This window comes from Acetobacterium sp. KB-1 (assembly GCF_003260995.1).
Classification (GTDB): domain Bacteria; phylum Bacillota; class Clostridia; order Eubacteriales; family Eubacteriaceae; genus Acetobacterium; species Acetobacterium carbinolicum.
Map to the genome: position 1 here is coordinate 3743563 of NZ_CP030040.1, position 13997 is coordinate 3757559.

At 41.2% G+C, this 13997-nt stretch carries 15 protein-coding genes; all 15 read left to right on the plus strand.

The genetic code is table 11. The annotated features are described in order from the left end of the window. Positions 1–105: 105 nt before the first annotated feature. The 15 genes from DOZ58_RS17260 (at position 106) to DOZ58_RS17330 (ending at position 13990) form a co-directional block, all read left to right on the plus strand. The gene (locus DOZ58_RS17260; protein ID WP_026394376.1) at positions 106–774 is read left to right on the plus strand and encodes a response regulator transcription factor; all 669 of its coding nucleotides are present in this window, start codon (positions 106–108) and stop codon (positions 772–774) included. Between the two features lie 18 nt (positions 775–792). Continuing rightward, complete coding sequence (locus DOZ58_RS17265; protein WP_111889433.1) at positions 793–2088, plus strand: cell wall metabolism sensor histidine kinase WalK; 1296 nt, start codon at positions 793–795, stop codon at positions 2086–2088. A gap of 139 nt (positions 2089–2227) precedes the next feature. Next, entirely contained in the window at positions 2228–2692 is a 465-nt protein-coding gene (trmL, locus tag DOZ58_RS17270; protein WP_204355433.1) for a tRNA (uridine(34)/cytosine(34)/5-carboxymethylaminomethyluridine(34)-2'-O)-methyltransferase TrmL, read from the plus strand. Between the two features lie 91 nt (positions 2693–2783). Beyond that, complete coding sequence (locus DOZ58_RS17275; protein ID WP_111889435.1) at positions 2784–3899, plus strand: lysylphosphatidylglycerol synthase transmembrane domain-containing protein; 1116 nt, start codon at positions 2784–2786, stop codon at positions 3897–3899. Positions 3900–3926: 27 nt separating this feature from the next. Then, positions 3927–4769: a fumarate hydratase gene (locus tag DOZ58_RS17280; RefSeq protein WP_111889436.1), complete on the plus strand. Its 843-nt coding sequence runs from the start codon at positions 3927–3929 to the stop codon at positions 4767–4769. A 1-nt stretch (position 4770) separates the two neighbouring features. Further along, entirely contained in the window at positions 4771–5334 is a 564-nt protein-coding gene (locus DOZ58_RS17285; RefSeq protein ID WP_111889437.1) for a Fe-S-containing hydro-lyase, read from the plus strand. A gap of 11 nt (positions 5335–5345) precedes the next feature. Beyond that, entirely contained in the window at positions 5346–6602 is a 1257-nt protein-coding gene (locus DOZ58_RS17290) for a pyridoxal phosphate-dependent aminotransferase (protein ID WP_111889438.1), read from the plus strand. 99 nt (positions 6603–6701) lie between these two features. Next, entirely contained in the window at positions 6702–7715 is a 1014-nt protein-coding gene (locus DOZ58_RS17295; protein ID WP_111889439.1) for a LacI family DNA-binding transcriptional regulator, read from the plus strand. Between the two features lie 135 nt (positions 7716–7850). Next, entirely contained in the window at positions 7851–9017 is a 1167-nt protein-coding gene (locus DOZ58_RS17300) for a TraB/GumN family protein (protein WP_111889440.1), read from the plus strand. 115 nt (positions 9018–9132) lie between these two features. Then, positions 9133–9963, plus strand: a complete 831-nt coding sequence (locus DOZ58_RS17305) for a transporter substrate-binding domain-containing protein (protein WP_111889441.1) — start codon at positions 9133–9135, stop codon at positions 9961–9963. A 310-nt stretch (positions 9964–10273) separates the two neighbouring features. Continuing rightward, entirely contained in the window at positions 10274–10936 is a 663-nt protein-coding gene (locus DOZ58_RS17310) for an amino acid ABC transporter permease (protein ID WP_111889442.1), read from the plus strand. 10 nt (positions 10937–10946) lie between these two features. Continuing rightward, the gene (locus DOZ58_RS17315; protein ID WP_305781826.1) at positions 10947–11705 is read left to right on the plus strand and encodes an amino acid ABC transporter ATP-binding protein; all 759 of its coding nucleotides are present in this window, start codon (positions 10947–10949) and stop codon (positions 11703–11705) included. 100 nt (positions 11706–11805) lie between these two features. Next, entirely contained in the window at positions 11806–12657 is an 852-nt protein-coding gene (gene hisJ, locus DOZ58_RS17320) for a histidinol-phosphatase HisJ (RefSeq protein WP_111889443.1), read from the plus strand. A gap of 1 nt (position 12658) precedes the next feature. Further along, positions 12659–13228 carry a helix-hairpin-helix domain-containing protein gene (locus tag DOZ58_RS17325; RefSeq protein WP_111889444.1) on the plus strand — a complete coding sequence of 190 codons (570 nt, stop codon included), beginning with the start codon at positions 12659–12661 and terminating at the stop codon, positions 13226–13228. A 123-nt stretch (positions 13229–13351) separates the two neighbouring features. Continuing rightward, positions 13352–13990 carry a helix-turn-helix transcriptional regulator gene (locus DOZ58_RS17330; RefSeq protein ID WP_111889445.1) on the plus strand — a complete coding sequence of 213 codons (639 nt, stop codon included), beginning with the start codon at positions 13352–13354 and terminating at the stop codon, positions 13988–13990. Positions 13991–13997: the final 7 nt, after the last annotated feature.

Sequence of the window (13997 nt, forward strand, 5' to 3'; positions counted from 1 at the left end):
AAAATAATATCATATTCTCCTCGTTTTATATAGCTTTAAGATTTCGGCTCTATAATTAATCTGTTAGCTTATAATCAAAATCCAAAATATGGAAGGAGTCGCTTTATGCGTATACTATTTGTAGAAGACGAAAAAAAAATAACCGATGCACTCCAGGAATTATGTAAAATACAAAATATCGATTGTGACATTGCCAACGATGGAGAGGAAGGTTTGTTATTTGCGCTGAACCCTATTTACGATGTTATTGTTCTTGATATTATGTTGCCGATAAAAAGCGGGATTGAAATTCTTCAGCAGATTCGGGATCAGGGGATTAATACCCCGGTATTGATGCTCACCGCCAAGGGCACCATTGATGATAAGGTCAAAGGGTTGGATTTGGGAGCGGATGATTATTTAATCAAGCCCTTTTCAGCAAAAGAACTGTTTGCCCGAATTCGGGCTCTGGGACGTCGTCCGGATCATGGCATTAAGGGCGAGACCATCGTTTTTGAAGATGTCAGTTTTAATACCAAAAAGAATATCCTGCAAACCGAAAACAAGGAATTTAAACTGTCGGTTAAGGAAGCGAAGATTCTGGAGATGCTATTAAAACGGCCCAACCAGGTTTTTACCAGAGAACAGATTCTAGATCGGGTGTGGGGATTTGATAAAGAAGTCAATGAGAACAATATCGAAATCTATGTGCACAATTTGCGTAAAAAAATTGTGGACACCCAAGTCAAAATTGATACCATCCGAGGGGTAGGCTATACACTTGGGAAAAAATAGGTTGGAGAGTTAAGGCCCATGTTTAAAGAAATCAAGCGAAAGATCACCCTGTTCAACACCCTGATTTTAGTTATTTTTATGTTTATGTTTATCTTTCTTTTGGGGTTTTTAGTGAACTGGAGTCTCAGTCTTTCCGGTGAAATGTATCTGACCACGGTCGCCAAGGAAATTATCCAAAATAACGGACAGACAATTTCCCAACCGATCGATTCCAGAGACTCGGTCCATGATAAATTCGGCTATCAATTCATTATGTGGGACAGCAGTAATATTGTGAAATCGATGAAGGTAGATGATCGCAACTTAATTATGTTAGGATACGAGTTATCGATTGAAAAGAACGAAACGCCCCAATTTAATCTGCTGGTCTCAGAAAATGTGGAATATCGGGTTTATACGCTGCCTTATTCCAATAATTCCAACGATTATGTGCTTCAGGTGTTTCAACAGATTTCTACGGAACGCTCGATTATTGCTTATGTAATTTCGTTTTTATTGTTAATCGGGATTGGTTCGATTGCGGTGCTAGTGCCCATTTCCTATTTTTTGGCGGGAAAATCCCTTCAGCCGATCAAAGATACCTTTGAAGACCAGAAGAAGTTTATCGCTAATGCTTCCCATGAGCTGAGAACGCCGCTAACGGTTATTCAAACGAATATAGAAGTGTTGAAACTCAAAGAAGAAGAGCAGATTAAAGATAATATGAAATGGCTTAATAACATTGCCAGCGAAGGTGAGACCATGGCAAAACTTATTTCTGAGCTCTTGCTTCTGGCCCAGGCTGAGAATCAACGGCTGGTCATTGACAAAGAAGTGTTTGATCTATCCTCCATGTGCCAGCAAATGGTTGGCCTGATGACCGAATTGGCCAATGAAAAAGAAATTGAGTTAAGCGAGAACATTTCACCTGGGATCCAATACCGGGGCGATGAAGAACGGTTAAAGCAGGCCGTCCGAATTTTAGTGGATAACGCCATTAAATATACACCAATGGGTGGAAAGGTTCAATTATGTCTGGTTCAGGGGAAACGACACCTGGTTATTGAGGTTAAGGATACCGGAATCGGGCTCACCGAAGAAGATAAAGCAAAGGTTTTTAGTCGCTTTTATCGGGTTGATGATGCCAGAAACCGGGAAACCGGTGGCGTCGGTCTGGGCTTGAATATTGCCGACTACATCGTTAAAAAACATAGTGGTAGAATAAAGATTGACTCGATTCCAAATAAAGGAAGTACCTTTTCCATTGTTTTACCGAAAACGAATCAAAAACCGGATTCAAAGAAAAATAGTATAAATGGAGATACCATTCAATAAACAACCAGTCATAAAAGTTCAATTTCTTTGTTGGTTTTAAATGTTCCTGGCGTATCAGGATTATCTTAAAAAAGAAAGGAATTGGGCTTTTTTTGATTATAATAAAAGTGGACAAATACTTAAATGAAAAGGAATAAACATGAATATTGTACTATACCAACCAGAAATACCTCAAAACACCGGAAATATCGCCAGAACTTGTGCATTAACTGAGACAAGCCTTCATTTGATTAAACCGCTGGGGTTTTCACTCGACGAAAAACAATTGAAGCGGGCCGGTTTGGATTACTGGGAGCTCGTTAATGTGACGGTCTATGATTCATTTGATCAGTTTATGGAAAAGAACCCGGAGGCAAAGTTATATCTTCTAACAACCAAAGCCACCAAATTTTATCATCAAATTGACTATGATCAAAACGCCTTTCTGATGTTTGGGAAGGAAACTGCCGGAATACCCACAGCAATTCATGACGCCCACCCGGAAAACCGGTTTCGCGTCCCGATGAGAAACCATGAAAAGGCCCGTTCGTTGAACCTTTCAAATGCTGTAAACATTGTCTTGTATGAGGCCCTGCGGCAACATGGCTTTCAGGGATTGATTTAGTATGAAAATTTCATGAAAACAACTGAAAATTACATTACTTTACCATAACAGTGTGTTATAATTGATTCAATCAAAAATAGGATGGTATGCAATGGATCAAACCAGAAATAAAGAAAAGTTTTGGGAATCAAAATTCTGGAAAAAATACTCGAACTATTTGTTTTTTGTTTTGTTAATCAGTGCAACAGCGCTTATCATCTTAACTCAAGTTGATCCGGAAACATTTTTTAAGACCATTAAACAGGCGAATGGCTATTTTCTGTTACTTGGGATTGGCTGTGTTTTTATTTACTGGTCACTCGAAGCTTATATGTTACTAAAGCTGATGCGTCGGGATAACGCCGATGAAACCTTTCATTTTGCCTGGACAATGACCATGGTCGGCCAGTATTACAATTTAATCACCCCCAGTGCTACCGGAGGTCAGCCTCTGCAACTCTATGAGATGTCCAAGAAAAATTATGGATTTGGTTCGGGGACGGCAGTGCTGGTTCAAAAATATGCACTCTATCAGGTCTCAGTTACTTTTTTGGCTATTATTGCCACAATACTAAGTATAACGACATTACACCAAAGTCTGGAAGCTGCCAAGTGGCTGATTGCAATTGGGTTAATTGTAAACATTGCTGGGGTGGTGTTAATCTTTATTCTGGCCTTTAACGTTAATGCCGCAAAAGGGATTATGATGGGGTGTTTAGGGCTTTTGCTTAAGCTTCGTATTTTAAAAAGTGAGGCAAAGTATCGAGAAAAGGTTACCCACTTTATTAAAGAATACCAGATCGCCATTAAAGAACTAAAAAGCCATAAAATGCAAACCTTGAAATTATTTGCTGTTTCTATTTTACAAATAGTGGCACTTTACTCGGTGAATTATTGGGTGTATCGCTCATTGGGGCTGCATGAGAGCAATGCCATCATCATTATTTCGCTTCAGGCGATCCTTTATGTGGCAGTCGCCTTTGTGCCGACGCCTGGTGCCGCAGGGGGAGCTGAAGCAGGGTTTTTGCTTTTGTTTGGACCCATTTATGGAGCCGGTAATTCGGCGGTGGCGATGATAATCTGGCGTCTGATTACCTTTTACTTTATCATCCTTTTTGGTGGCATATACCTATCCGTTCATTCGATTCGGATTGGGAATGATAAAGCGAAGCTAATTGAAAAGGAATGTAAAGATAAACAATGTGATGATCAAGTTGATCGCCGATAAAAGAACAAAAACAGTAAGGAGAGTTCAGTGAAAAAAATTGGAGTTCAGCAGATTATTGATCATGTGGCTGAAATGTGTATTGAGGCCAATACTCATTTATCAGCAGATATGCAAGAGGGACTGGAACGAGCAAGGGTATCAGAGGAATCCATAAATGGGAAAGAGATTATTGATACCATGCTCAGTAATTTTTTAATGGCCAGGAAAAAAAACATCCCCATTTGTCAGGACACCGGTATGGTTGTCATGTTTGTAACCTTTGGCCAGGATCTGACGATCGAAGGGGGAAGTCTTGAAGCGGCCCTCCAGGCCGGGGTTGCCAAAGGTTATGAGGAAGGTTATCTGCGAAAATCCGTTGTTTCTGATCCTTTTATCCGGACCAATACGGGGAACAATACCCCGGCGGTGATTCATTATCAGGTGGTTCCCGGGGATGGCTTAAAAATAAAAATCTTACCCAAGGGATTTGGTAGCGAAAACACCAGCGCCTTAAAAATGCTAAAACCGTCAGATGGTATTGCGGGGGTTAAAGAATTTGTACTCCAGACGGTGGAAACCGGTAGTCCCAATGCCTGCGCACCGATTGTGGTGGGCGTTGGTGTTGGTGGTACCATGGAAAAAGCCGCTTTGATGGCTAAAGAAGCTCTGGGCAGACCGTTGGGCGAGCACAATCAACAAGAACATATAATGGCACTGGAAGACTACCTTTTAGAAGCCAGCAATGCACTGGGAATCGGACCGATGGGCCTGGGCGGAGTCAATACTGTCTTGGGTGTCAATGTCGAAGTCTTTCCGACCCATATAGCCGGGTTGCCGGTGGCGGTTAATATATCCTGTTACGTCAATCGACATGTGGAAAGGGAATTATAGAATGGCTGCTGTAAAGATCAAAACACCGTTGAGTAAAAAGGAACGCAAGAAGTTAAGAGCGGGCGACCATGTGCGGATTTCCGGGCTCATTTATACAGCCCGGGATGCGGCTCACAAACGGATGATGGAAACCCTGGAAAAGGGCTTGCCCTTACCAATGAATTTAACCGATGAGTTAATTTATTATGTTGGTCCCTGTCCGGCCAGATCTGGTGAAATTATTGGTTCAGCAGGACCGACAACCAGTGGCCGAATGGATATCTACACCCCGGAGCTGCTGGAGCGTGGACTTGCCGGTATGATCGGTAAGGGCAATAGAAGTGAGCGGGTTATCAATAGCATGATGAGCAATGATGTTGTTTATTTTGCCTGTGTGGGTGGAGCCGGGGCATTATTGCAAGATTGTATTAAATCGGTTGAAATAATTGCCTATGAAGATCTGGGGACCGAAGCGATCCGAAAAATAGAAGTCAAAGATTTTCCGGCGATTGTTGTCATTGACACCCTGGGAAACAATTTATATGAAACTGAAAGAAAAAAATTTGCGAATAAACTATGGATTTAGTGGGAGGAAACATGAAAAAAGCGGAAATGGTTATTGAAACGTCGTTGCGAGAGGGTGGTACCGACCCGATCTTCAGAATTGCTGGAGAAGCTGCAAACCGTACCAGAGAATTGGGTTCAGAAGCCGTCATTAATTCAACCATCGGAGCCTTGATGGATGATGATGGCGAATTGGTGACATTCAAATCAGTCTATGATACCTTAAAAAGCCTACCGAATAATCTGATTGCGGATTACTCAGGGCTGGCCGGTCAGCCGGATTTTTTAGAACAGATTACAAAAGCTTGTTTTAAAGACTGTAAACCGGAAGGTCATATCCGAGCTGTGGCAACCCCAGGCGGAACCGGGGCTGTTCGTCATTCATTTTGCAACTATACTCAGCTGGGCGATACAATTTTATTGACGGACTGGTATTGGGCTGCCTATGCCACGATTGCTGATGAAAATCATCGAAAAGTGACAACCTTCCCACTTTATAATGAAAAGGGTGGATTTAATTTAGAGGGTTGGAAGAAAAGCATCCTCGAGCTGCTAAAAAAACAGCAACGGGTTTTAACGGTTCTCAATACACCCGCTCATAACCCCACTGGCTATACCATTTCGTTAGCAGAATGGGAAGCGATTAAGACCTTTGTGACCGAAACAGCCAAGGCCCAACCCGAGTCAAAAATAATTTTGCTGGTAGACCTGGCTTACATCGATTTTGCCGGTGACGGGGATGAAGCCCGTCAGTTTATGAAAATGCTGACCGGGATGCCCAACAATGTGCTAACGCTGTATGCGTTTAGTTGCTCAAAGGGTTACACCATGTACGGACTCAGAAACGGCGCGATTCTGTGTGTGGCACCCACGGAAGAAATTGCCAGTGAATTTGCCAATGCCTGTACCTATTCCAACCGTGGCAACTGGTCAAACGGCACCCGGGGAGCGATGGAAACCATCACAAAAATATTTTCCAATGATGAATTATACAATCAGGCGATGGCCGAGCAGAGCTTTTATAAAAGTATCTTAAGGCATCGAGCTGCCGCTTTTGTGGAAGAAGCAAAAAAAATAGGACTGGAAATGGTCACCTATTGTGACGGGTTTTTTATTAGCATCCCCTGTGATAAACCTCGGGAAGTTAGCAGCCATTTAATGGAAAAAAATACATTTGTGGTCGCGTTAGGTAAGGGTCTTCGTTTTGCACCCTGTGCCGTATCAGAAGAAAAATGCCGTCGTTCGCCCCAGTTAATCCTGGATGCCATCAAAGCGGTAGAAGGTTGTTAATAATCGGTTGATGTTATTTTTGTAAATAAGTACACGTCCATAAGATGTTTATGGTCGTTTTGCAAGTGCTTATTGTTTTGAAATTTGAAAGGTGAAGAGATGAGAGTTAAAATCGTAGATGTTGCCAGAGAAGCAAATGTTTCCGTTGCAACAGTATCCCGCGTTGTCAATAATATTCCGCTAGTAAACGAAGAAACGAAAGAACGCGTATTGGAAGCCATCAAAAAAACCGGTTACAAACCCAATGCTATTGCCCGAAGTCTAAAAATTCAAAAAACCAATACCATGGGGATTATGATCCCGGATATTACCAATCCCTATTACACCGAGATTGTCCGCGGTGCAGAGGATGTTTGTGGTATCTATCATTACAATATCATTTTGAGTAACACCGATTTTGATCCGGAAAAAGAGAAAAAATCTCTGAATGTTCTGGTTGAAAAACAATGTGATGGGATCATCTATGTTGGGAAAGATTTAAGTGACGAAATGCAAGCCGAACTCATCGATGCACCGAGCGAGGTGGTATTAGGTTGTATTCCTGATGACAGTGGTGTGTTAAGCGGGGTTTTAATTAACAATGAAACGGCCGCTTACGAATTAGCCATGGAGCTGATAAAAATGGGTCATAAAAAGTTTATGCTGTTTTTCGATGAATTGGAAGAAGGCTATATTTATCAGGAACGAAAAAAAGGGTTTATTAAAGCCTTTGAAGAAAATAACATTGAATTTGATGACAGTCGCATTTTGAGAGAAAAACTGAGTCTTTCAGGTGGCTACACGATGATGCAGGAAGCCATTAATACCGGGGTCGATTTTACCTGTGTTTTCTGTTTTAATGATCAGACCGCGCTGGGAGCGATTCGTTGTGCCGAAGAGATGGGTAAGAAAATTCCTGAAGACATTAGTATTTGCGGCTTTAATAATTTTTGGATCGCAGAATGGACCAGACCACAAATTACCACGGTTGCCCAGCCGATGTATGACATTGGTGCCATCGCGATGCGGATGCTCATTAAACTTTGCGAAAAAGACGGCGATCGTACTGTGAAAAATGTCTATGTCCCGCATGAGGTTCATATTCGGGCCTCAGTGACAAATATCGAGAAATAAAAAGACGTTTGAGAAACCGGGTTTAATCTCGATAAACAATGGTAATGGGGTAGGAAGATAACGTGTCAGTGTGATTTTTGGATCATTCTGAGTTGATCGGTTTTTTCCGTAGAAAACCCGAAGGAAGGAAGTTCATTGGAATCAAATATTACACGGCTTGATTATAATGGTAAAGAAATAATTTTAATTGGAACCGCTCATGTTTCAAAGAATAGTGTCGATGAAGTGCGGGAAACGATTGAAAAGGAACGGCCGGATTCGATCTGTATCGAACTGGATCAACAGCGCTATGAAGCAATTAATCAGAAAGACAGATGGTCCAATACAAATCTGGTTCAGGTTATTAAAAGCAAACGGGCCGGTTTTATGTTTGTAAATATTTTATTATCGAATTATCAGCGAAAGTTGGCTGAACAGTTTGGTATTGAATCCGGTCAGGAAATGATGGAGGGGATTGCCTGTGCGAAAGAGTATGGAGCAGAGTTGGTGCTGGCAGATCGCAGCATCCAAATCACCTTTAATCGGATCTGGCGGGGCTGTAGTTTATGGGAAAAGATTAAGGTTGTCTTTTCGATTATTCTCAGTGTCGTGGACGATGAAGAAATTACTGAAGACGATCTGGAAAAGCTGAAATCTGACGACATGCTCACAGCGGCCCTATCAGAAATGGGTTCAGCTTTTAAAGGTGTCAAAAAATACCTGGTTGATGAGCGGGATCAATATCTGGCCTATAAAATAAAGAATGCGCCGGGCGATAAGGTTGTGGCAGTCCTTGGTGCTGCACATGTACCAGGAATTAAAGAAGAGATTTTTAAAGATCAAGATATAAAAAAACTAGAAGTAATCCCTCCGAAATCAAATGTTGGAAAAATAATTGGTTGGATGATCCCGATTGTTCTGGTTGGCGTGATCGTCGCCACTTTTATTGCAAACCCCAGTTCTGGTTGGGAGCAGGCAAAAACCTGGATCATTTGGAATGGTGCGTTATCGGCTTTAGGAACCTTAATAGCCGGAGGACACATTGTCTCGGTGGTGGTCGCTTTTTTTGCAGCACCGATTACCTCATTAAATCCGCTACTGGCGGCGGGCTGGTTTGCGGGGACATCAGAGGCGCATTTTCGAAAACCAAAGGTCGAGGACTTTGAGTCATTGCCAAAAGACCTGGGTAGCATTAAAGGATTATGGAAAAACAAGGTCACAAAGGTATTAATGGTTGTGGTTTTTGCCAATTTGGGAAGCGTATTGGGAACCTGGCTAGGTGGTCTGAATATCATCGGGATTTTTATCAATACCTTTTCATAATGCAAGAAAATGAGGCCGAAGAACGTATAAATATTCAGTGCGTGCAAAAAAACTTGTTAATGTTTACAAAATAATATATAATTAACACCATTAGGAATTTAGAAAGGAGAAGACTATGAAAAGAAAACTATTAGGTCTATCACTGGTTGTTTTACTGTTATCGGCACTCGTTTTGACAGGTTGTTCCTCCGGAGGTACTAAAACATCAGAAGATGCTTTGGCGGATAAGGTGTTAAGTATCGGCGTGGATGATACCTACCTGCCGATGGAATTTCGAGATGATCAAAATGAATTGGTTGGTTTTGACATTGACTTTGCAAATGCTTTAGCTGAAGAATTAGGGGTAACGGCAGAGTTTCAGACCGTTGCCTGGGATGGTATTTTTAATGGCTTAAATGCTAAACAATATGATGTTATCATTTCGAGCACGAGTATTACACCGGAACGTCTTGAAGGTTTCAGTATGAGTGATCCTTACGTTGCCAACGGGATTGTTATTGTATCCAGAAAAGATGCGACACCCGTGACCGTCTTTAAAGAGCTTGAAGGCAAGGTTCTGGGAGCACAAATTGAAACCACGGCGGATATTGCGGCAGAAAAATTAAAGGTTGATGAAGGCGTTAATGTTGAGATCAAAAAATTTGACGGCATGTTGGATGCTTTTGCAGCACTTCAAGGCAAGCAGATCGATAATGTCATTACTGACATCGGTGTAGCAATGTATTATGTTGCACAAAACCCTGATTTGTATGTTGTCAGTTCAGACGTCTTAACCAATGAACCAATTGGAATTACCGCTCGGTTAGCCGATACAGCTATAACTGAGCAGTTTAATGAGGCCATTAAAGCTTTACAGGAAAGTGGCAAGATGACCGAAATTTCCATGAAATGGTTCGGCCAGGACATGACTAAAGATATTGATACTGAATTGATTGTCATTGAATAGGCTCTTAAATAATTAAATAAACTATTGGAATAGGACTTGGTACAGTTTTTGTGACAAGTCCTGTTCATATGTTTACAGCGGAACAGCATGGGAACAGCTTCCACGACAGCTTGTCATTAACAAAACAATGGAAAGCGAACCAGTTTGTTTCAAAGATTCATAAGTAAATGTTCGTGAGGGTTGTAGACAAAGTAATTAAGTTGTTAATGTCTTTTTCGGTGATGCGTTGTTTTGGCATGGTTGAAAAAGGTTTTGTCTGCAGTCTGACATGGATCAGTGTTAAAATTTTTAAGACGAAGGGAAGATCAACGTGTTAAATGAAATCCAACTATGGGCAATTGTAAATGGAACCATCGTCACCCTTGAAATTGCAATTGTAGCAATTATTTTTGGTGCGATTTTTGGTGTGGTGGTTGCTCTCGGGAGACTATCAAAAAATAAGGCGGCCAATACGCTATCCTGGTTTTATATCTGGTTTTTCAGAGGAACGCCAATGTTGCTGCAATTATTTATTATCTATTATGCCATTCCGATTATTTATCTGGATGCAACGGGATCAACATTCAATGTTAATCCAATGATTGCGGCCTTTGCAGCGTTTTCTTTAAATGCTACCGCGTATCTGGCAGAAATTATTCGTGCCGCAATCGAATCGATTGATGGCGGACAAATGGAGGCATCGAAGGCATTGGGAATGAGTTATCGTCAGGCGATGACAAAAATTATTATTCCCCAAACCTACAAAAGACTGGTAGCCCCATTGGGTAACGAGTTGATTATGTTGTTAAAAGATACCTCGTTGGTATCGACAATCGCACTCTTTGACTTACTCAGAACCACAAAAACGATGGCAAGTGCAACCGGTTCATGGATATATTACATTTATGCAGCCGCTATTTATTTATTCTTAACAACGATTATCCAGGTTGTATTCGATAAGATGGAAAAGAAACTTGGGATTTACGAAAGATAGGGAAATGAATATGAGTATGGTAAAATTAGTGAACGTCCGAAAATCTTTTGGAGATTTAGAAGTGCTAAAAGGTGTTAACCTTGAGGTTTCACAAGGTGAAGTAGTCTGTATAATCGGTGCCAGTGGCTCAGGAAAAAGTACCTTGCTGCGGTGTTTAAACCATTTGGAACGGATATCCGACGGAGAAATATACATCGAGGATGTGCTCTCAGATAAACGGGCCAATAGTAAGGATTTGATGAAGATTGATCCAGTAACAGTGCAGTCATTGTGCGCAGATCTGGGCATGGTTTTCCAGAGCTTTAACCTATTTCCTCACTTGACGGTGATTGATAACGTGACCATTGCACCTCTGATTGTGAAAAAAATTGATAAAAAAATTGCGGAAACAAGAGCTCTGGACCTACTTAGTATGGTTGGCCTGTCGGAAAAAAAAGATGAGTACCCCTCACGTTTATCGGGCGGACAACAGCAACGGGTCGCCATTGCCCGGGCGTTGGCTATGGATCCGAAAATTATGATGTTTGACGAACCAACCTCAGCGCTTGATCCTGAATTGGTTGGTGAAGTATTGGCAACCATGCGGCATCTGGCTGAAAAAGGGATGACAATGCTGATCGTGACCCATGAAATCGGCTTTGCCCGAGAAGTGGCAGATCGGGTCATTTTTATGGATGGTGGTGTGATCTGTGAAGAAGGAACACCGGAAGAAGTCCTGTTAAATCCAAAGGAAGAACGAACGAAAAGCTTTCTCAATAAAATTTTATAATCACCCCACAAAAAAATTGTCATCCTGGCAATTTTTTTTATTTGCTAAAAAATCGGTGTCATGATACAATCATTTCACGCAAACTTTTGGAGGGATCAAAATGTTACTGGCAAATTATCATATCCACTCAGATTATTGTGACGGCAAAAATACCCTTGAAGAAATGGTGGTGGCAGGAATTGCCTCAGGTCTTACAAGTATGGGGCTGTCAAGCCATTTACCGTTGCCATTCCTCAATGATTGGACAATGAAAGAGGATGATTTAGAAGATTACTTAAATGATGTCAAGGCCTTAAAAGAAAAATATGCACCCCAAATTGAACTTTACTGTGGGATGGAGATCGATTTTTTTATTGATCGGCAAGATATCAGCGACTTGGCCAAGTCGGTGATACCGAGACTAGACTACACCATCATGTCCGTTCATACCTTGGGAAAAACGATCGGTGTAGAGGTTTCCTATATCGATGAATCTCAACAGAATTTTGCGCAGGGAATTAAAAAATATTATCAGGGTGATAATCAGGCTTTTATTACGGATTACTACCAGGGCATTGCAAAAATGGTGAACATGTTCGAACCCGATATATTGGGACATATTGATTTAATTAAAAAATACAATCAAAACAACCATTTTTTCAATGAAAGAGATCGCTGGTACCAGGAAACGGTGAAAGACTGTCTGGATACGGTTGCTGCCCAAAATACCCGCATCGAAATTAACACCGGAGCTAATTTGCGAATTCCCGGAGTGGGGCGTTATCCCTCAGATTGGATGATCCCTGAAATGAAAAAAAGAAATATTCCCATTACCGTCGGTGGCGATAGCCATTCGGTCGCGGGAATCGTTTTTGAATATAACGAAGCTGAAACATATTTAGCAGAATGTGGCTATCAGGAATACTGGATATTGAAAAAAGGCCGATGGGAAGCACAGCCTCTGGGAGTGTAACATGGATAAGTGCAATCGAAACAAAATCCTGTACATTCTCATCGTGCTTGTTTTTTTGGGCGTTTTTTGGGGTTGGTATCGGCTTAAAGAGATCACAACGGCGGACATGACGCTTAATAAAACGGCTTTAAGTGAAACTGAAACGGTTGAAAGTACTGATAATAATGAAAAAATGATGGTACATATTACCGGCGCTGTGACAAACCCCGGAGTCGTGGCGCTCAATCAGGGAGCACGATTGGTAGAAGCCATTGAACTCGTGGGTGGGTTAACGGAGTCTGCCGATGTTAATTCTTTAAACCTGGCAAGAAAGCTGCAGGATGAAGAAAAAATTCATGTTCCCGTCGTTGGAGAAACGGCAATAACGGCAAGCGAAAGTTCGAAAATTAATATTAACTCAGCGAGCCGAGAAGAACTGAAAAGTCTGCCAGGCGTTGGAGATGTTATCGCTCAGGGAATCATCGACTATCGGGAAAAGAATGGCGGATTTGCTCAATTGGAAGAATTAAAGAATGTAACGCGGATTGGTGATAAAATATATGAAGGACTATTAGAATCAATAACGTTATGAAAAAGGTTACATACAACTTAAATAATAAAAATTTATCAATGAGGTTTAAAAAAATATTTTAGTTGTTTACAATACCATGATATGTGTTATACTTAATAAATCAAACAGACAAAGGGGTTGAACATGGAGTTAACAAGCAGGCAAAAAGAAATAATCGAAATCGTTAAAGAAAAACAACCTGTTAAGAGTAATGAAATTGCCGAATTACTGGGTATCAATCGCGCTACCATTCGTCCGGATCTTAAAATTTTGACGATGATGGGAATACTGGAAGCGAAGCGAAAGGTTGGTTATTATTATACGGGTCGATCATTGCTAAATATTTTGGGTAGTTATATTAAAACTATTAATGTAACCGACATTCAAACGGAGCCGACCGTTGTTGAAGAGACATCATCCATTTACGACGGCATTATCACCATGTTTACCAAGAATGCTGGAACCTTGTATGTCGTTGATGGCAAATATCTTTCCGGTATTGTCTCGCGTAAGGACTTTATTAAAGCCATGATTGGAAGAAAAGAGGTAGAATCGCTGCCGATTCCGATGATTATGACGCGAATGCCAAATATTATTTATCTGGAAGCAAATGAATCCGTTTATGATGCCGCCTATAAAACGATGTATTACGAGGTTGAATCCCTTCCCGTTGTGCAAAAGGAAATTGACGAAAAGGGCACTCAGCGTTTAGTGTTAATCGGCAAGGTGTCACGAACTAATATTACCCGCTATGTGGTTAACATGGGGAGAAGTGCAAAATAAAGAGGTT